Annotated in this window: 13 protein-coding genes, 1 tRNA gene and 2 pseudogenes; 11 read left to right on the forward strand and 5 right to left on the reverse strand. The window is 60.1% G+C overall.

Annotated features, from left to right (window positions below; genetic code table 11):
- Positions 1 to 32: 32 nt before the first annotated feature.
- From aroC to OZY47_RS03910, 10 genes are all read left to right on the forward strand, one after another.
- A complete protein-coding gene (gene aroC / locus OZY47_RS03865; protein ID WP_277178920.1) occupies positions 33 to 1,223 on the forward strand; it encodes a chorismate synthase in 1,191 nt (396 codons plus the stop codon).
- 87 nt (positions 1,224 to 1,310) lie between these two features.
- On the forward strand, positions 1,311 to 2,936 hold the full coding sequence (locus OZY47_RS03870; protein ID WP_277178922.1) for a bifunctional shikimate kinase/3-dehydroquinate synthase: 1,626 nt from the start codon (positions 1,311 to 1,313) through the stop codon (positions 2,934 to 2,936).
- Positions 2,937 to 3,056: 120 nt separating this feature from the next.
- Positions 3,057 to 3,503 (forward strand): type II 3-dehydroquinate dehydratase, encoded by a 447-nt coding sequence (locus OZY47_RS03875; protein ID WP_277178924.1) that lies wholly within the window; start codon positions 3,057 to 3,059, stop codon positions 3,501 to 3,503.
- A gap of 106 nt (positions 3,504 to 3,609) precedes the next feature.
- A complete protein-coding gene (locus tag OZY47_RS03880; RefSeq protein WP_277178926.1) occupies positions 3,610 to 5,292 on the forward strand; it encodes a CTP synthase in 1,683 nt (560 codons plus the stop codon).
- Between the two features lie 270 nt (positions 5,293 to 5,562).
- Complete coding sequence (gene sufB / locus OZY47_RS03885) at positions 5,563 to 7,059, forward strand: Fe-S cluster assembly protein SufB (RefSeq protein WP_277178928.1); 1,497 nt, start codon at positions 5,563 to 5,565, stop codon at positions 7,057 to 7,059.
- A gap of 3 nt (positions 7,060 to 7,062) precedes the next feature.
- The gene (gene sufD, locus OZY47_RS03890) at positions 7,063 to 8,286 is read left to right on the forward strand and encodes a Fe-S cluster assembly protein SufD (RefSeq protein WP_277178930.1); all 1,224 of its coding nucleotides are present in this window, start codon (positions 7,063 to 7,065) and stop codon (positions 8,284 to 8,286) included.
- The gene (gene sufC / locus OZY47_RS03895) at positions 8,286 to 9,062 is read left to right on the forward strand and encodes a Fe-S cluster assembly ATPase SufC (RefSeq protein WP_277178932.1); all 777 of its coding nucleotides are present in this window, start codon (positions 8,286 to 8,288) and stop codon (positions 9,060 to 9,062) included. Before sufD ends, sufC begins: the two co-directional genes overlap by 1 nt.
- 533 nt (positions 9,063 to 9,595) lie before the next feature.
- The gene (locus tag OZY47_RS03900; RefSeq protein WP_277179137.1) at positions 9,596 to 10,867 is read left to right on the forward strand and encodes a SufS family cysteine desulfurase; all 1,272 of its coding nucleotides are present in this window, start codon (positions 9,596 to 9,598) and stop codon (positions 10,865 to 10,867) included.
- 2 nt (positions 10,868 to 10,869) lie between these two features.
- The gene (gene sufU, locus OZY47_RS03905) at positions 10,870 to 11,424 is read left to right on the forward strand and encodes a Fe-S cluster assembly sulfur transfer protein SufU (RefSeq protein WP_277178934.1); all 555 of its coding nucleotides are present in this window, start codon (positions 10,870 to 10,872) and stop codon (positions 11,422 to 11,424) included.
- 59 nt (positions 11,425 to 11,483) lie between these two features.
- Positions 11,484 to 12,068: a metal-sulfur cluster assembly factor gene (locus tag OZY47_RS03910; protein WP_277178936.1), complete on the forward strand. Its 585-nt coding sequence runs from the start codon at positions 11,484 to 11,486 to the stop codon at positions 12,066 to 12,068.
- A 90-nt stretch (positions 12,069 to 12,158) separates the two neighbouring features.
- Here OZY47_RS03910 and glgC read toward each other — a convergent pair whose 3' ends face one another.
- From glgC to OZY47_RS03930, 5 genes and pseudogenes are all read right to left on the reverse strand, one after another.
- A complete protein-coding gene (gene glgC, locus OZY47_RS03915; RefSeq protein ID WP_277178938.1) occupies positions 12,159 to 13,400 on the reverse strand; it encodes a glucose-1-phosphate adenylyltransferase in 1,242 nt (413 codons plus the stop codon).
- Positions 13,401 to 13,728: 328 nt separating this feature from the next.
- Positions 13,729 to 14,043, reverse strand: a pseudogene (locus tag OZY47_RS08475) (TrmH family RNA methyltransferase); the annotation flags it as partial.
- A gap of 117 nt (positions 14,044 to 14,160) precedes the next feature.
- Positions 14,161 to 14,709, reverse strand: a pseudogene (locus OZY47_RS08480) (TrmH family RNA methyltransferase); the annotation flags it as partial.
- Between the two features lie 173 nt (positions 14,710 to 14,882).
- Complete coding sequence (locus tag OZY47_RS03925) at positions 14,883 to 16,004, reverse strand: acyltransferase family protein (RefSeq protein WP_277178942.1); 1,122 nt, start codon at positions 16,002 to 16,004, stop codon at positions 14,883 to 14,885.
- An 11-nt stretch (positions 16,005 to 16,015) separates the two neighbouring features.
- Positions 16,016 to 17,512, reverse strand: a complete 1,497-nt coding sequence (locus tag OZY47_RS03930; RefSeq protein ID WP_277178944.1) for a DUF2142 domain-containing protein — start codon at positions 17,510 to 17,512, stop codon at positions 16,016 to 16,018.
- 137 nt (positions 17,513 to 17,649) lie between these two features.
- On the opposite strand from OZY47_RS03930, the gene OZY47_RS03935 reads away from it, so the two are divergent.
- Positions 17,650 to 17,738, forward strand: a tRNA-Leu gene (locus tag OZY47_RS03935).
- Positions 17,739 to 18,013: the final 275 nt, after the last annotated feature.

The raw sequence follows: 18,013 nt of genomic DNA on the forward strand, positions 1-18,013 counted from the left end.
GGACGGATATTGTGGACGACGAAGGAGCGAATATGTTGCGTTGGCAGACCGCCGGGGAATCACACGGCGAGGCGTTGGTGGCCATGATCGAGGGACTGCCGGCCGGCGTTGAGGTTCGCTCGCAGGACGTGGTGGATGCTTTGGCGCGGCGCCGCTTGGGCTATGGCCGTGGCGCGCGCATGAAATTCGAGCAGGACAAGGTGCGGATGCTCACCGGCGTGCGCTTCGGCAAGACGCTCGGCTCGCCCGTCGCCATCGAGATCGCCAACACCGAATGGCCCAAGTGGACCGAGGTCATGAGCGCCGAGCCGCTCGACCACGAGCTGCCCCGCACCGGCCGCAACGCGCCGCTCACCCGCCCGCGCCCGGGCCATGCCGACCTTACCGGCATGCGCAAATATGGCTTCGACGACGCCAGGGGAGTGCTCGAGCGTTCCAGCGCCCGCGAGACCGCCTCGCGCGTGGCCTTGGGCGAAGTCGCCGCGAAATTCCTTGAGCAGACGCTCAGCATCCGCACCGTGGCGCATGTGGTCGCCCTTGGCGGCGTCGAGGCCAACAACCCCGATGCTCCCGTGCCCACGCCTTCTGATGTCGAGGCGCTGGACGCCTCCCCGGTGCGTACGCTCGACAAGGACGCCGAGAAGAGGATGATGACGCGCATCGACGAGGCCAAGGCCGATGCCGACACGCTCGGCGGCGTGGTCGAGGTCATCGCCTACGGCGTGCCCGCTGGCATCGGCACGTATGTGGAGTCCGACCGCAGGCTCGACGGCGCCTTGGCCGGCGCGGTGATGAGCATCCAGGCCATCAAGGGCGTGGAGATCGGTGACGGGTTCCTCGAGGCCGACCGCCCTGGCTCGCAGGCCCACGACGAGATGACCACCGACGACAACGGCCATATCGTGCGGCTTTCCAACCGTGCGGGCGGCATCGAAGGCGGCATGTCCAACGGCCAGCCGATTCGCGTGCGCGCCGCCATGAAGCCGATTCCCTCCATTCCCAAGGCCCTGCGCACCGTCGATGTGGCCACCGGTGACGACGCCAAGGCCATCAACCAGCGCTCCGACAGCACCGCCGTGCCGGCCGCCTCTGTGGTCGTCGAGGCCATGGTGCGCCTGACCCTCGCGCGTTTCGTCATCGAGAAGTTCGGCGGCGACAGTGTCGAAGAGGTCCGTCGCAACGCCCAAGGCTATCTGGATTCCTGGCCGGAGCATATGCGCTGAATCCGCGTGGCCACAGGAAATTGGACTTAAGCTAGCAAATGTCATAAGCGATTCGTTGGGAATCACGGGAAGCAGGGTGCGCGAAGCATGAATGACCATCGTCCGTTCGCCGTCATCATCGGCATGCCCGGCGCGGGCAAGACCCGGGTCGGTCGCGAGGCCGCGAAAATGCTGGGTCTCGATTTCGCCGATTCGGATTACCGCATCGAGCGCGAGATCGGCATGACGATTCCCGAATATTTCAAGGAATACGGCGAGCCAGCGTTCCGTGAGACCGAGGCCGACGTCATCGCCAACCTGTTGGATTCCTTCGACGGGCTCCTCGCGCTGGGCGGCGGTGCGCCGATGACCGAATCGACGCGGCACAAGCTGGCCGAATACGTCGAATCCGGCGGCAGGCTCGTCTACCTCGAAGCCGACAAGCGCGAGGCCATGCAGCGCGCGGCCCGTGCTGGTGGGCGACCGATGCTCGACGGCGACGCGAACGAACGCTGGAAGAGCCTCTACGAGCAGCGCGACCCCGTCTTCCGCGACATCGCCAACATGCATGTGCACACCCACGGTTCCACGCCCCGCAACGCGGCGAGAAAGCTGAGCAATATGATCAACGAACGCATCATCCACATCACCGGCTCCGGCATAGAGCCCTACGACGTGTGCATCGGCGAGGGCGCGCTCAACCAACTGCCCGAGGCGCTCGGCGAGGGCGTGCTGCGCGTCGCGCTCATCCACACCACGCCGGTGCAGCGCCATTCCGACCAGGCGCGCGCCCTGCTGCGTCAGGCCGGCTACGAGGTCTACGACATCGTCATCCCCGACGCCGAGAAGGGCAAGACCATCGAAGTCGCCAACGGCGTGTGGGCCAGGCTCGGCCAGGAGGGCTTCACCCGCTCCGACGCCATCGTGGGCCTCGGCGGGGGAGCGGCCACCGATCTGGCCGGCTTCGTTGCCGCCACCTGGATGCGCGGCATCCGCTACGTCAACTGCCCGACCTCGCTGCTGGCGATGGTCGATGCCTCCACCGGCGGCAAGACTGGCATCAACACCGAGGAGGGCAAGAACCTCGTCGGCTCGTTCTACACCCCGGCCGCCGTGCTCGCCGACCTGCGCACGCTCAAGACCCTGCCGCAAGACATCTTCATCGAGGGGCTGGGCGAGGTGGCCAAATCCGGCTTCATCCGCGACACCAAGATCCTCGACATCCTGCAGGAGCACGCCGAAGAGCTGCGCGATTTCAACGGTGACGACTTCCTCGGCTCACCGCTCGAGGACGTGGTCGCCGAGCTCATCGAGCGCACCGTGAGGGTCAAGGCCTACCACGTCTCCAGCGACCTGCGCGAGGCCGGTCTGCGCGAGTTCCTCAACTACGGGCACACCCTCGCCCACGCCATCGAGAAGCTGGAGCATTTCCGCTGGCGCCACGGAAACGCCGTGGCCGTCGGGTGCGTCTACGCCGCCGAGCTCTCGCATATCCTCGGCCATATCGACCTGGAGACCGTCGACCTGCACCGTTCCATCTTCTCCTCGCTCGGGCTGCCGATCTCGTGGGATGGCGGCACTTGGGACGAGGTGCTGGCGCTGATGCATAAGGACAAGAAGGCGCGCGGCAATACGCTGCGTTTCATCATCCTGGACGCCGTCGGCAAGCCGATGCACCTTGTGGATCCGCCGATGGACGCGCTCGAGGAGGCGTTCGCTCGGATTCGCGGCTGACGTGGCCGCACAAGTCGGTAGATAGGTTTTGAGGATTGGCGGAATGTCAAGGTTCTTAAAAAGTCATCTATCGACTTGTGCGGGGAAGATTCCAACAAACTCAATAAAAGGACAAATAAAATGACCAAAGTGATCGTCGTCAACGGACCGAACCTGGGGCGCCTGGGCGTGCGCGAGCCTGACGTCTACGGCCACCAGGACCTTGAGACCCTGCGCAACGACTGCGCCGAATGGGGCAAGGCGCTCGGCCTCGAGGTCGAGGTGCGCCAGTCCGACGACGAGGCCGAGGTCATTGGCTGGATGCACCGGGCCGTCGACGAGCAGACGCCCGTGGTGATGAACCCCGCCGCCTTCACCCACTACAGCTACGGCCTCTCCGACGCTGCCAAGATGGTCACCGACGCCGGCTTGCCGCTGATGGAGGTCCACATCTCCAACCCGTCCTCGCGCGACGCCTTCCGCAAGTACAGCGTCATCAGCCCCGTCGCCACCGGCACCATCACCGGCATGGGTTTCTACGGCTACAAGCTCGCCCTCGACGCCGTCGCGCATTTACTCGCGCAATAGAATTCAGTACAATACAAAATCAAGGAAAACGTGGGGAGTGGAATCTGTTTTTCCGCTCCCGCCTACGAACACGCGCAGTCCTATGGCGCTGATAGACTGAAGTTCCATGGCAAGAACAAATAATGATAATTCCCATGGGCATGTCACCAAACATATTTTCGTCACCGGTGGCGTCGTTTCATCCCTTGGTAAGGGCTTGACGGCATCCTCTCTCGGCCGGTTGCTCCGCAGCCGTGGCCTCCACGTATTGCAGCAAAAACTCGATCCCTACATCAACGTCGATCCGGGGACGATGAACCCGTTCCAGCATGGTGAGGTCTATGTCACCGAGGACGGCGCCGAAACCGATCTCGACATCGGCCACTACGAGCGCTTCCTCGACGTGTTCCTCTCGCAGAAGGCAAACGTCACCACCGGCCAGATCTACCAGTCCGTGCTCGACAAGGAGCGCGCCGGCAAGTACCTCGGCCAGTGCGTGCAGGTCATCCCGCACATCACCAACGAGATCAAGAGCCGCATGCGCGCCCAAGCCGCTGACGACGTCGACGTGATCATCACCGAGATCGGCGGCACCGTCGGCGACATCGAGTCGCAGCCGTTCCTCGAGGCGGCCCGCGAGGTCAAGCGTGAGCTCGGCCCTGAGAACTGCGTGTTCGTCCACGTCTCCCTGGTGCCCTACCTTTCCGCGGCGCACGAGCTGAAGACCAAGCCGACCCAGCACTCGGTGATGACCCTGCGCCAGCTCGGCATCACCCCCGACGCGCTGGTGCTGCGCAGCGACCGCCCGCTGAACCAGGGCATCAAGGACAAGATCTCCCTGATGTGCGACGTCGACGAGGAGGGCGTGGTCAACTGCGTGGATGCCCCGAGCATCTACGACGTGCCGAAGATCCTCTACAACGAGGGACTCGATTCCTACGTGGTCAACACCCTGAAGCTCCAGGTCCACGACGTCGACTGGGCCGAGTGGGACGACCTGCTCGAGCGCGTGCACCACCCCAAGAAGGAAGTCAGCATCGCCATCGTCGGCAAGTACATCGACCTGCCCGACGCCTACCTCTCCGTTATCGAGGCCGTGAAGGCCGGCGGGTTCGGCAACTATGTGAAGGCCAACGTCAAGCTGGTCGCGGCCGACCTGTGCGAGACCGAGGCTGGTGCAGACGCCGAGTTGCGCGACATGGACGGCATCATCGTCCCCGGCGGCTTCGGCATCCGCGGCATCGAGGGCAAGATTGGCGCCCTGCGCTACGCCCGCGAGCACAAGCTGCCCGCCTTGGGCCTCTGCCTCGGCCTGCAGTCCATGGTCATCGAATACGCCCGTGACGTCCTCGAGCTCGACGACGCCAACTCCTCGGAGTTCGAGCCGGATTGCAAGAACCCGGTCATCGCCACGATGGAGGAGCAGAAGGACATCCTCGCCAATTCCGACATGGGCCACACCATGCGTCTCGGCTCCTATCCCGCCGAGCTCAAGGAAGGCTCCCTGGCCGCCAAGCTCTACGGCACCACGCATGTCACCGAGCGCCACCGCCATCGTTATGAGGTCAACGTGGCCTACAAGGACCGCCTGCGTGAGGGTGGCCTCGAGATCTCCGGCGAGAGCCCCGACGGCGAGCTCACCGAGTTCGTCGAACTGCCGCAGGACGTGCACCCCTTCTACATCGGCACGCAGGCCCACCCCGAGTTCAAGTCCCGCCCGACCAAGCCGCACCCGCTGTTCAAGGGTCTGGTTGGCGCCGCGCTCGATCACCAGGAGGCGCGCCTCGGCGAGGGCCAGTCGATGAACTGATCCGCCTTCGGTCGGCTTCGCCCGACGAGAAGGTAATGATGTAATCATGCGAACAGCGAAAAGGAACCCGGCTTGTGGTGGGTTCCTTTTCGCTATCTCGGGTTGGTCGGCGATAATCACGTTGCGATGGGATTGTCGCCCACGAAACAGGATGTGCCATAAATCACGTTTGCCTATGGGGTGATTTACGTTACGTCCCTAGTAATTCGGCGGCACTTCTGTTACGTTAAAAACGAGACGGCATTTCCAAAAGTTAGGAGGCAGCGTACGGTGGCACAACAACACGCCCCAAACGCCGCGTCGGACACGGAGATGAGCCAATATGTGGCTGATCGCGAACGTGTCAACGAGGACAAGATAAAACAGGATGACCAGATCATCGAGGAGTTCGGCGAGTACAACTACGGTTGGCACGATTCCGATGCGGCCGGCGAGGCCGCGAAGAAGGGCATCGACGAGAACGTCGTCCGCGCCATCTCCGCCGACAAGGGCGAGCCGCAATGGATGCTCGACATGAGGCTCAAGGGCTACCGCTCCTTCATCGAAAAGCCCATGCCCAAGTGGGGCGTGGATCTCTCCGATTTCGACGCCGATGACTTCAAGTACTACGTCAAGCCGATCGACAAGCCGGCCAAGAGCTGGGAAGACCTGCCCACGGATATCCGCACCACCTACGACAAGCTGGGTATTCCGGACGCCGAGAAGAAGCGTCTGGTCTCCGGCGTCGCCGCGCAGTACGAGTCCGAGGTCATCTACAACTCCATTCAGGAGGATCTGAAGAAGGAAGGTGTGATCTTCACCGACACGGACACTGCGCTTCGCGAGTACCCGGATCTGGTCAAGAAATACTTCGCCACCGTCATTCCTTACGATGACAACAAGTTCGCGGCGCTCAACACGGCGGCGTGGTCCGGCGGCTCGTTTGTCTACGTCCCCAAGGGCGTCCACGTCGACATCCCGCTGCAGGCCTACTTCCGCATCAACACGCCGAACATGGGCCAGTTCGAGCGCACGCTGATCATCGCCGAAGAGGGCTCCTACGTCCATTACGTTGAGGGCTGCACGGCCCCGATCTACGCGACGGACTCGCTGCACGCGGCCAACGTCGAGATCATCGTCGGCAAGAATGCCCGCGTGCGCTATACGACCGTGCAAAACTGGTCGAACAACGTCTACAACCTGGTGACCCAGCGCGCCTACGTCAAAGAGGGCGGCACCATGGAATGGGTCGACGGCAACATCGGCTCCAAGGCGAGCATGAAATACCCGTCCTGCATCCTGGCCGAGCCGTATGCCAAGGCCTCTACCATGTCACTGAGCTTCGCAGGCAAGGGGCAGTACCAGGACACCGGCGCCAAGATGATCCATCTGGCACCGCACACCAGCTCCACCATCGTCGCCAAGTCCATCTCGCGTGGCGGCGGGCGTTGCGCCTATCGCGGTTTGGTCAAGGTGATCGATGGAGCCAAGGGCTCGAGTTCTTCGGTGGTCTGCGACACACTGCTGGTTGACGATTACTCGCGTTCCGACACCTACCCGCACGTCGACATTCGCGAGGACGACGTGACGATGGCGCACGAGGCGACCGTTTCCAAGGTCTCCGAGGATCAGCTCTTCTATCTGATGAGCCGAGGGCTGGAGGAGAAGGAGGCCATGGGCATGATCGTGCGCGGCTTCGTCGAGCCGATCAGCCGCGAACTTCCGATGGAATACGCGTTGGAGCTCAATAGGCTGGTCGAGTTGCAAATGGAAGGATCGGTGGGCTGATCGATGGCCGAACAAGAAGTGAATATCCCAGTGGCGGATCCCAATGATCCCTACGCGATGCCGGCGGCCATGCCGTCCAGCGCCGACAACGAGCCCCGCTCGTTCGACGTGGACGATTTCAAGATGCCGACTCGCAAGCAGGAGGACTGGCGCTACACGCCCCTCGATCGCATCGAGGAGTTCTTCAACATCTTCACGCCAAGTGGCGAGACCAAGGTGACCGTCAGCAACATCGACGGAACGCCGGTTGACGGCACACAGGTGACCAAGTCGGTCATCGACCGTGGCGCCGCGCCTTCGGGCACCGTGATGAAGCCGAACGACCGCGTCTCGGCCGTCGAGTGGAACACCGGCGACAAGACCGTCGTCGTCTCCGTCTCCGGCGAGCTCGAGCAGCCGGTTCTGGTCGATATCGAAGGCCATGGCGCCGATCTCGATTCCCTGCACCTGGTGCTGCAGGCCGCCGACCGCACGCATGGCGACATCGTCGTGCGCCACCAAGGCCTGGCGCGTCTGGCCGAAGGCGTCGAAATCATCACCGGCAAGGACTCCCACATCTCCACGACATTCGTGCAGGAATGGGACAAGGGCTCCAAACACGTCGGCAACCAGCGCATCCACGTCGGCGAGGGCGGTTCGCTGCGTCACGCCATGGTCACCTTGGGAGGTGACGTCGTCCGCATCCGCATGGACCAGGACTTCGGCGGCCCGCAGAGCGATCTCAACATGCTCGGCATCTACTTCGCCGAGGCCGGCCAACATCTCGAGCACCGCACGATGGTGGTGCACAACTACGCGGAATGCAAGTCCCGCGTGGTCTACAAGGGTGCGCTCGACGGCAAGGACGCGCATTCGACCTGGGTGGGCAACGCGCTCATCAAGCCGCAGGCGCCGAACACCGACTCCTACGAGCTCAACCGCAACTTGGTGCTCACGCCAGGCCCGGTGGCCGATTCCGAGCCGAACCTCGAGATCGAGAATGGCAACATCATCGGCGCGGGCCACGCCAGCTCCGTCGGCCATTTCGACGACGAGGAGCTCTTCTACCTGCAGTCGCGCGGCATCACGGAATCCGAGGCCCGCAAGCTGGTGGTCCGTGGCTTCTTCGCCGACCTCATCGAACAGATCGGCGTGCCCAGCATCGCCGAACACCTTATGAACGTAATCGACCGCAGGCTTGCGCGAGGCGAGAGCGCAGACATGCAAGCGGTATTGGAGGATAAGTAATGTCAACATTGGAAATCAAGGATCTCTACGCATCGGTGGAGACCAAGGAAGGCCGCAAGCAGATTCTCAAAGGCGCGACCCTGACCGTCAACTCCGGCGAGACGCACGCCATCATGGGCCCCAACGGCTCCGGCAAGTCAACACTGGCCTACACGCTGGCCGGCCACCCGAAGTACTTCGTCGACTCCGGCGAGGCTCTGCTCGACGGCAAGGACATCCTCAAGATGACCGCCGACGAGCGCGCGAAGGCCGGTTTGTTCCTAGCCATGCAGTACCCCGTCGAGGTGCCGGGCGTCTCGATGACCAACTTCCTGCGCACCGCCAAGACCGAAGTAGACGGCAAGGCTCCGGCCATCCGCACCTGGACCAAGGAACTCCAGGACGCGATGAAGAACCTTCGCATGGACAAGAAGTTCGCTTCCCGTTCCGTCAACGAAGGCTTCTCCGGCGGCGAGAAGAAGCGCGCCGAAGTGCTCCAACTTGAGCTGCTGAAGCCCAAGTTCGCTATCATGGACGAGACTGATTCCGGACTCGACGTCGACGCGCTGCGTATCGTCTCCGAAGGCGTCAACCGTGCCAAGGAGAACACCGGGCTGGGCATCATGCTCATTACGCATTACACGCGCATTCTCAAGTACATCAAGCCGGATATCGTGCATGTGTTTGCGGGCGGCAAGTTCGTCAAGACTGGGGGACCGGAGTTGGCGGATGAGCTCGAAGAGACCGGGTATGATCAGTATCTGCCGGAAGGGGCTACGGAATCGGCTATGGCCTGATCTGGTTGGTTCTTTCTGATCGGTCGCTTTAGTTGCTAGTCGCTGATTCAGTTTTCTGCGATTTTCTTGCTTTTGGCGGTCGGTCGCTGATTCGGGAAAATATACAATGTTCGACACGCTCCGGGCCGCTCGGCCAAGTCATACGGTCGAACATCGCATATTTTCCCGAATCAGCTTATGTGGCGTTGGCTCGTCAGAGTTATTTTTGGGGAGGGCTTTGGCGGATTTCAATACATCGAGTATTGAAATCCGCGGCTTCGCCATTTTTTCTCTTTTTCCGTTTTTTGTTTCTTTTTTCCGCTTAAGGATCCAAATAGGGAACGGAAGGTGAGTGGTCGGAATAATTGTGGCGAATGGACCTTGTACTGACTACAGTTGAGTCAGATACCGTTGAGAGTGGTGGTGAGGGATATGCGATGTTCGACCGTATGACTTGGCCGAGCGGCCCGGAGCGTGTCGAACGTCGTATATCCCTCGCCGCCACGGGAGTTTCAACTTTATAAAATTTAAATGATGGGTAGAAGAAGGCAATGATGGTGGATTTTTCGCGGATTAGGGGAGAGTTCCCTATTTTGGATCAGGAGATTCATGGGCACCAGCTGGTGTACTTTGACTCTTCGGCCACGGCGCAGAAGCCGCGGTGCGTGGTCGCCGCCGAGAGCAAGTTCTACGAGACCATCAACGCCGGGGTGCACAGGGGAGCGCATGAGCTCGCCGCACGCAGCACCGTCGCTTTCGAGGAGGCTCGCGCCAAGGTGGCCAAGCTCGTCGGAGCCAACAGCGAGGAAGGCCAGGAGGAGATTGTGGTCACTCCGGGTGCTACTGGTGGGTTGAATATGCTCGCGACGGCCTTTGGCAACGCCTCGCTCGGGCGCGGTGGTGAGGCGGCCAAACGGTTCGCGTTGAAACCGGGCGATGAGATCGTGGTCTCCAAGGCGGAGCACCATTCGGTGTTGCTGCCCTTCCAGGAGCTCGCCTATCGGACCGGCGCCACGTTGAAGTGGTTCGATCTGACCGACGATGGGCGTATCCGTTCCGACACCGCCGACGAGGTCATCACCGAGCGCACCAAGGTCGTGGCGGTCACCCACATCAGCAACGTCACCGGTGCCATCACCGACATCGCGCCCATCGTCAAGCGGGCCCATGAGGTCGGGGCCATCTTCATTCTTGACGCCTGCCAGTCGGTGCCGCACCTCAAGATCGATTTCCACAAGATGGACGTCGACTTCGCCGCGTGGAGTGCCCATAAGATGTATGGTCCCACGGGTGTCGGCTTCCTCTACGGCAAGCGAGAGTTGCTTGAAGCCTTGCCGCCGGCCAACTTCGGCGGTTCGATGGTCGAGCTCGCGTGGATGGACAAGCCCGCGGAATACATGGCCCCGCCGGAGCGTTTCGAGGCCGGCACGCAGCCGGTCGCCCAAGTCGTCGCGGCCGGTGTCGCCGCCGACTGGATGCGCGAGATCGGCATGGAGAACCTCATGGCCCACGAGCGCACCATCACCGAGGAACTTCTGAAGATCAACGATGTGCCGGGCTTCCGCGTGATCGGGCCGGTGGAGAGCAAGGACCGCATCGGCACCGTCTCCTTCGACGTCGACGGCGTGCATCCGCATGATGTTGGCCAGTTCTTCGACGCCCAGGGCATCGCCGTGCGTGTCGGCCACCATTGCGCCCAGCCGGTGCACCGCCACTTCGGGCTTTTCGCCTCCACCCGCGCCTCGACCGGCATCTACAACACCGTCGACGAGGCCCGCAAGGTCGTCGAGGTGGCCAAGAAAGTCCGTCCGTTCTTTAAGGTGTGAGTATGAGTGATTTCGCGATGAGTGACGACGACCTCGAACAGATGTACCAGGAGGTCATTCTCGAGGCTTCCAAGCGCCCGCACGGCAAGGAGAAATTCGCCGCGGACCTGACCCAGGAGGACGGTGGCTCCGATTCCACCGCCGACACCACGGTGCGTGCCAGCCACGAATACTGCATGCCGGGGGAATCCCACCAGTTCAACCCCACATGCGGCGATCAGGTGACGGTGCACGTCGAGGTCTCGAAGGATGATCCGAAGAAGATCGAGCGCCTGGTGTGGGACGGCAGCGGCTGTTCCATCTCCACGGCGAGCCTGTCGATGATGGTCGACCTGGTCGAGGGCAAGACTGTCGACGAGGCCATGCGGCTCGAGGGCATCTTCCAGAAGCTCATGAAGTCTCGCGGCGCGGGCCTGGATGACGACGAAGACGCCGAGGCGATCGGTGACGCGGTCGTCTTCCAAGGCGTCTCCAAGTACCCGATGCGCATCAAGTGTGCGCTGCTGGGCTGGGCGGGCCTCAAGGACTCGCTGGCCAAGGCCCTGGCGACGAAATAGCCGGCAAAAACCGTTCTCTCAATTCGAATTTGTACACGTTCGACCAATAAAGGAGCATCATGGCCAACGACGATAATCTCGTGCCCGAGCCCGCGTCCACCATCCTGGATTCGGCGTCACGCGCGCTGGGCAGCGAGGAGAAAGGGCAGCAGGCCGTGGCCAATCCGCAGACGGTCGGCGATTTGACCCGCGATGGTTCCGTTGCGGATACGAGCGTGGACGATGGAGGCAAGTCGGCAGACCAGACCGACGGCGACGACAACACCGTCAAGGACGACGAGACCGGCATCCCGCTGACGGCGGTCGACGACATCGGTCGCGCCACGGCAGCCGATGTGCGCGAGGCGTTACACCAGGTCATCGACCCCGAGCTGGGCATCGACGTGGTCGATCTGGGTCTCGTCTACGGCATCGAGATCGACGAGAAGGGCCGCGCCATCATCACGATGACGCTCACCACCCCCGCCTGCCCGCTGACCGACCTCATCGAGGACGAATGCGCCTCCACGCTGGCCGGGCTGGTCGAGGAGTTCCGCATCGACTGGACGTGGAAGCCGCGCTGGTCGCTCGACATGATCCGTCCGGAGGGCCGCGAGCAGCTTGAGGCCATCGGCTTCAACTTCGACAACATGCCGAAATACTGAATCCTAAATATCGCAAAACAAAAGGAACGTTGCGCCGAAATGATTTCAGCGCAACGTTCCTTTTATGCGTAATAGCTTTTAGTTGACCGGTCAGTCCTTGATGACCGTGCGCTTCGGCACGATGGTGATGCCGTCCTTGACGGTGAAGCCGCGGGCGCGGTCGTGCTCGTGGTCGATGCCCACGGTCGCGTTCTCCTCGAGGATGACGTTCTTGTCGAGGATGGCCTTGCAGACGCGTGCGCGACGCCCGACGATGACCCCGTCGAAGAGGATGGAATCGACCACCTGCGACCAAGAATTGATGCGCACGTTTGGCGAGAGCACCGAATGCTGCACGTCACCGCCCGAGACGATGACGCCGGGGGCGATGATGGATTCGGTGGCCCGCCCGATGCGGTTGGTCTCCGAACGCACGAACTTGGCCGGCGGCAGATTGCCGGAAAGCGTATAGATCGGCCAATCCTGGTTGTAGAGGTTAAACGGAGGATTGTACTCGATCAGGTCCATGTGCGCTTCGTAGAATTGCTTGATGGTGCCCACGTCACGCCAGTAGGCGCGGTCGTACTTGGTGGCTCCCGGAATCTCGTTCTCGCTGAAATCGTAGACGCCCGCCTCGTGGCGCTGCGAGAAGAAGGGGGCGATGTCGCCGCCCATGTCGTGCTTCGTGTTCTCGGCCTTCTCGTCGTGCGCCAGCGCGTCGAAGAGCGCGTCGGTGGTGGCGATGTAATTGCCCATTGAAGCCAGGATTTGGTCGGGATGGCCGGGCATGCCCTCAGTGGTCGCGGGCTTCTCCTTGAATCCGCGGATCATATGCGGATGGTCCGGGTCGACGTCAATCACGCCGAACTGGTTCGAAGCCTCGATCGGCTGCCTGATGCCGGCCACGGTGAACGCGGCCCCGGATTCGATATGCTGCCTGAGCATCTGGCCGAAGTCCATGCGATAGACGTGGTCCGCGCCGACGATGACCACATATTCGGGCTGCTCGTCCTCGATGATGTTGATGGTCTGGTAGACCGCGTCGGCGGAGCCCAAGTACCAATGCTTGCCGAGCCTCTGCTGGGCCGGGACGGGGGAGACGTAGGCATCAAGTAGCGGTGAGAAGCGCCAGACCTTCGAGATGTGACGGTCCAGCGAATGCGACTTGTATTGGGTGAGCACGACGATCTGCGAGTAACCGGAATTGACCAGGTTGCTCAAGGGGAAATCGATGAGTCGGTAGACGCCGCCGAACGGCACCGCGGGCTTCGCGCGGTCGCGGGTTAGCGGCATGAGGCGTGTGCCCTCGCCGCCAGCCAGGACGATAGCCAACACTTTCGGATTCTTCGCCACAGCAACTCCCCTCGAACCGATGGCTTCTGCCGTGCGGCGCCCGCCATTACCTCGCCATGTGTTTTGCTGCCCTCACTCTATCGGATTGAGACGACCGTCACAGTCCATCATCGGAGTCGGGCGAACTGGTCGGTATATCGCGCTCTGACCGTTTATGTATTACGGAATTTGGTTACGATAAAACGCTGTTAAGAACAACGAAAAGCAGGGTGCCGATATCGGATTACGGGCGATGTGAGTTGATGATTTTCTTGGCCAAAGTATGACCGCTCATGCGCCAATGCGATGTCTTATTTATTTTGACCGTGCATCGTCTTGGGACGTGCGATTATTCTCGCACGCGCGTGGCGTAGAAAGCGACGGCGCTCGAGGCGGCCACGTTGAGGCTGTCGACGTCGTGGCTCATGGGGATCTTCACGGTCAGGTCGGCGTCGGCGATGGTGCGGTGCGTCAGGCCGTCGCCCTCGGTGCCGAAGATGAGCGCGAGCTTGTCGATATGGTCGGGAGCCGTGGCCTCGTTGTTGAGCCGGCGCGTCAGCTCGTCCAGGCTGATGGAATCGTCCGTCAGCGCCATCGCCACCGTCGTGAAGCCGAGCTCGAGCAGCAGCGCGGTGCCGCGGTCGGGCCAGTATTTGCGGTCCTCTTCCTTGGTGTGGGTGGTGCGGTCCTGATTGTTCGCGTCGCCGTTCGCGGTGACGTTGCTCTTGTCAAGGGAAGCATCCGTGCTTTCATTCGAGTCCTCATCCACCGTCTCGGCGTCGATTCTGGTCCACGGCACTTGGAAGACGGTACCCATGGAGACGCGGGCCGCGCGACGGTAGAGCGGGTCTCCACTGGAGGGCGAGACCAGCACGGCGTCCACGTCGAGCGCCGCCGCCGAACGCATCAGCGCCCCGACGTTGGTGTGGTCGACGATGTTCTCCATCACCGCCACCCGCCGCGCCCCACGGCACACCTCGCGCACGCTAGGCAGACGCCACCGGCGCATGGCCGCCAGCGCCCCGCGATGCAGGCGGTAACCAGTCAGTTTTTCCAGTTGCGCCGACGAGGCGACATAGACTGGAACATCCTCGCCCCAGCGCGCGTCGATGCGTGCGAACATGTCGCTCATGCCCTCGATCCACTGCTCCTCGACTAGCAGTGACAGCGGCTCGCGATCAGCGGCTAACGCCCGGTCGATGACCTTTGGCGATTCGGCGATGAAGATGCCCTTTTCCGGCTCCAACCGGTTGCGCAGCTGGGCTTCGGTGAGGCTGGTGTAGTCGGCCAATCGCTCGTCGTCAATGGAATCGATGGTGATAAGTCGCATCCGTCCGCTTCTTTCGTGTTGCCATAATGCCAGTGTTTCTGAGTCTGCCTACGACTGTATCAGTCGCTCTGTCAGCTCGGTCGCACAATCGTTGGAAATCGTTTATGCATAATATAATCCGGGAAGATAGGGGTGTCCAAACGACTGCTGTTCTTGTCTGCTTTCCGATGCCATCAAACTTTGCTAGTTTCTTGTTCTTTCAGTGGAAGATTGACCATCAAATCGTCAAGTGTCCGGAAGTGGATTCTACTGATGACCAGCTTGTCAAACAGATGAATCAACGGCTTGAGAACGCAAAGATTGATGATGAGACTTACCACGAGCAGCACTACGTATAGCACCACGATGGCCACGACACTGAACACGATTTTGCCTAACAACGAGACAGGCTCGGGGTGGGAGAAGACGAACGGCCAAAGGTGATGTTTAACGATGTCGTTCTCATGGATCAAATAAACACCGAATGTCGCCGAAGCCAGTAACAGCACGGTTTTGCCGAAGATGCCGGTATGCATGGGCGCTGGGCGTTGCGCCAGCCACAGGAATATCGAGCTTCCGGCGATCACCGCGAGTATAGGGCAGGCGCCGAAGCCCGCGACGAGGATGTTGGTGGGGTAGAGGAATTGGTCGCGCAGCGTCGGGCTGTTTTTGATGACGTACGTGCCTGCAACGCACACTGCGAAACAGACCGCACTGATTACCAAAGCCAACCAGAGGCGCATTCGTGGCAACTTGTCGGCATAATGACGGATGTTGACACCAATCATGTAGATGGTGTACAGGTAGGCGATGTCGCTGAAATAGTGGAGTTCGGGGTCGAGGATGTCGATCATGAAGGTGATCCAGACCATCACCGTGAGCAGAACGATCGTGCTCCGTGCGTTAAGGGTGTTGGCGACCATGTTGAGAAACGGCCCGAGGAAGAGCAGGAAGAAGAAGGCGGACATGAACCAGTAGTTGTCCATCGAGATCGGCAGGAAGATTGCGATGATGTTCCTGGCACCGAGCTTGACCGGTGTGGACCTGATGGCCGCGTGCATGACTAGCGAGATGATCACGATCACCGACGAATAGAAGAAAACCTGTATCCACAGGCGTGTGGCACGGGGTACTGGGCTGGAGGTGCTGTTCGCGAGGAAATAGGCCGAGATGAGCACGAAGAGGGTCACGCTAATCTGGCCGGTCATGTATAGCGAGTCGTAGAGCGCGCTGGACCACGTCGATAGATTCGTGGAATTCGTCCTGATCGACCAGTTGCTGTTGTAGAAGAAATGCGTGGCCACGATGAGCAGCATGGCCAGGATTCTCAGGAGTTCGTATCTCCAATCACGGATTTTGGAGGGCATTCGTCGACCTTGGCTTTCTTGTCGGTTTGATGGGTGTCGGTGTAGAGCATGGAAACGAGACTTGCGAGGCATGTAAGCCCGCAAAGAATCCAAAGAGGTGCTAGGGGCAGGAAATATCTGTATTGCATGCCATCGATGCCGTTGAAGTTGCTTGGGTTGTATTGCAACCAAATCGCCAGATAAGTAAGCACGATGATGCCGATGGAGATGATGTAGCCGGTCCACCAGAAGATTGTTTGCTGAGTGGCGAGGCGACGCAAACATGTGGTCATTAAGAGCATGACAAACAAGATAGCCAGGAGAAGCCAGATTGCAGCTACGATTAAGCGATGTTGGCCAAAGCCGGTCTGAACATGAGAGATTGAGATCCACAGGTCGTGAAGAAATCTGGTGATACCTTGGATGGTGAACAAGCTGCGCTTGCGTTCGTTCATCGACTCATAGGAAACGAGCATCGGAGTCGTGGTGAACCAGTTGGTCGCGTGCATCCAATAGAAAAGCCAGAGGAACGAGCCCAGGGTGCCGAGAATCGGGATGAAAGTGAAAACGCGCTTGAGCTTGCTCTGCGAAGGTTGTGCAGTGGGCTCGGCTGGATGTGATTTTGCTTCTCGCTTTCGAGTCGGCTCTGACCTTGTCGATTGTTCCATATGGCTTTGCAACCATGGGACGAACAATAGCAGAATCGTCAACGGCGCATAGACGAATTTGCCCATTGACAGTAGGATGCCAGTAACTGATAGCAGGACCGAATAGGTTGTGGAAACTCTTCGAGTGATGGATCGGTAGAGCATGCATGTGAAAAGCGTCGCCATCATCAGGGTGTATGGGTCCGCTGAAATCGCGAACGAACGGGAAGCGATCAAGGGCAGAAGGCAGCCTACAATGATGTGCCATTCAGGTAGCGCCGCGACGGCAAGCCCCATAAATATGGCAAACGACAACAGCGTTACCGTTTCAGCGAGAATGAACGCGGTTCTAGTGTTCAGACTCAGAATCTTTCCAAGACCGAACCCGATGAGTTGAGGAAGATAAGCGACCGGACTGTTGGTTGCGGTGTTGTTAAACGGGACGTCCGCACCTTGAGAATCCTTAACGTTAATCGAGTTTAAATTCACCCTTGTAGGATCGTAGCCGTCATAGTCTTTCTGCGAAAACATAATTGATTGCCAATCAACCTTGCCACCCACGTTTTCGGTGCTGTGGTGCAGGAAGCTTTGAGAATCGACGTGATGTGTTGATGAGCCATTGAGTATGGCGGATATGCGGTAGGTGTGTGCCCAAACGTCAGGGGTGTGGCCGGGTGTGGTGGTCAGGAGGCCGTAGCCACCAATAAGTAGTGTGAGAATCACGGTGAAAAGAGGCATGAACCGTCGAATCGTTGAGATGACTCGCGTTAACGACTTTGTATGGAAGCGGGTGCTCATCGTAATCTCTGCTCTCTTCTTGTTCTCTCGCACGAGTGTTCATTTTAAGCCTTGTTCAATACATGCCGGCACGTTTTGCCTCTTTTCTGATGACTGATGGTATCCGCGACACACCCTTGCCGGATTCTGCCGAGAAGGTGTATAGTACTATCTGTTGCTTAACGACACCTGCCCAGGTGGCGGAATGGTAGACGCGCTAGCTTGAGGTGCTAGTTCCTATAATTTTACAGGAGTACGGGTTCAACTCCCGTCCTGGGCACGATAACCGAAGACCTGAGACCCCTTGGAAATCAAGGGGTCTCGTCTTTTCCCCAGTCCTCTAACAAGGCAGAGGGGCACAAAAGGGCAGGGCCGGCGAAGGTCGCCGCCGATTCTTGTCGTGGGGTTCATAGGATGTTTATAAAAGTTCTGACGCTATGTCGGGAAGGGCATAGGCAATTGAGAATTATGGGTTATAGGCCAGAATTATAAACTAAATATTTGACCTATAACCCTAATTTGTCTGTTTATTTACAATGTTTATTAATGATGAGG

The organism is Bifidobacterium sp. ESL0790 (assembly GCF_029395435.1).
Classification (GTDB): Bacteria; Actinomycetota; Actinomycetes; order Actinomycetales; family Bifidobacteriaceae; genus Bifidobacterium.